2 protein-coding genes are annotated in these 1778 nt (G+C 52.1%); one reads left to right on the top strand and one right to left on the bottom strand.

Going from position 1 to position 1778, the window contains the following annotated elements; translation table 11 throughout:
• Window positions 1–12: 12 nt before the first annotated feature.
• The gene (locus ACOSYY_RS18335) at window positions 13–723 is read right to left on the bottom strand and encodes a hypothetical protein (RefSeq protein ID WP_421664292.1); all 711 of its coding nucleotides are present in this window, start codon (window positions 721–723) and stop codon (window positions 13–15) included.
• A 211-nt stretch (window positions 724–934) separates the two neighbouring features.
• Between ACOSYY_RS18335 and ACOSYY_RS18330 the strand changes: the two genes are divergently transcribed.
• The coding region (locus ACOSYY_RS18330) for a porin (RefSeq protein ID WP_421664291.1) at window positions 935–1778 on the top strand (844 nt) is incomplete at its 3' end.

Here is a 1778-nt window from a genome sequence, read left to right as displayed (position 1 = left end):
GGAAGACGCCCCTTAGTGTGATTCGTGAGTTGTGTTTGCGGGTTTCTTTGTGAGCCCTTTAAACAGCACGGCGATCTCTTGCCGCTTTGAGCGGAACGGATTCTTTAAGAATCCCTCTTCTGATGGCGCAAGCGCAGTTGCCGGATGAAAAGTCAGTTGGGTCTCCTGAGGTACAATGGGCTGCAAGGGAGTCGATCGTCCATCGACATATGTCATGGTTTCAGCGTCCGGCGGGTAACGGGTGGGTGAGCGATAGTTGCTGAGTAAGAAATGCAGTTCTTCACCGTCGATGAAGACTCCACCTGAAGTCACGTAATCGACGGTCCCAGGCTGTTGGACGATTCGATAAAACGTCACGATCTCCTCGGGCTTTGCGGATTCCAACCCCTTTACCAATAGTGGCGCGAGAAAGGCGACTTCTGCCACGCTGAATGCTGGGTGCCGTGGAGGCACATCGCTCTTGCCCGGAAGGGGCAAGGACCGTATGAGATTGGTCGGCTCTTCGATTATCACGCCGGATAGAACGGCCGACATCTCCTCTGTCGTAATGCTGGCTGGATGAGAGTGGCCACCGCCTACGGCTTGGTCAACTATCAGTCGGACGAACCGGGATTCATCCTCGAAAATGGGTGGGCTTGAAAAATGTTGGTGTTGACAGGCGATCAACCCAAACAACAGCGCAACCTTAAAGAAACGTACTGAACCGATCTTCTTCATGCTCATGACCGTCAACTCCTGGTCTGATCACCACAGTACCGCTCTCAGATCGTGAGAGTAAAGCCCTAGTTGCGGCTATCTGAAACTCCTACCGTTGTCCTGCAGCTGATTTTGCATGATTTAACAATTCAGTAACAATTTCATAGCACCATCTTAACGCTCGGTCTCTATATCACGCCTCGGTTTTGCGACATGACTAACTAGAGGGAGGTGTTGGATGAAGCGTCTGTGGTGGGCAACGATCATGTGTGTGATGGGTATTGGGCTCGTTGGGAATGTTCCCATCGCACAAGCCGCGCACGATCTGGCAGACATTTTGTATGAAAAAGGACAGATTACCAAGGAAGAGTGGTTGAGGGCCAAAGCTGACTCAGAAAAAGCGGAAGAGGAACAGCGAAAGACTAGGGACCAGGAGTTTCCGATCTCCCTACGCTACAAGGATGGATTCGATCTGCAATCCCGCGACGGCAAGTTTGAGATGCTGATACAAAACCGATTGCAGTTTCGCTATTCCTATCCCCAGGAGAGCGATGCCTTTACGAACGCGCTTCCGAATGCTTTCAACGACGACGACACCAGCTCGTTCCGTGTCCGCCGCGCTCGTATTAAGGTCGGTGGGCATGGCTTCGTACCCTGGCTCAAGTACTTTGTCGAATATGACTGGGTGAGTAATACCCTGCTCGACTACCGATTGGATGTCGCCAAGTTCAAATGGGGAACACTCCGCGTGGGCCAGTGGAAGATCGATTACAATCGAGAGCGGGTGGATTCGTCAGGGAATCAACAGTTCGTCGAGCGATCGATCGTGAATGCGCCGTTCACTCTGGATCGACAAATCGGAGTAAGGCTGGGCGGGCATCTCTTTGAAGGCACTTACGCCTATTTGGTGTACAACATCGGTGTCTTTTCCGGTACAGGCATCAACCAAAGATTCAATGACGACAAGAACATGCTCTACATGGGGAGAATTCAATGGAACTTCTTGGGACGCGACGTGCCGTTCTCTCAGTCTGATCCGGGATACACGCCGTTGCCGATCGGCAGCATTGCGTTTGCCGGGG

Source organism: Nitrospira sp. BLG_2 (genome assembly GCF_049222245.1).
The sequence above is the reverse complement of the archived record's forward strand: the minus strand, read 5'-3'. Positions and strand labels throughout refer to the sequence as shown.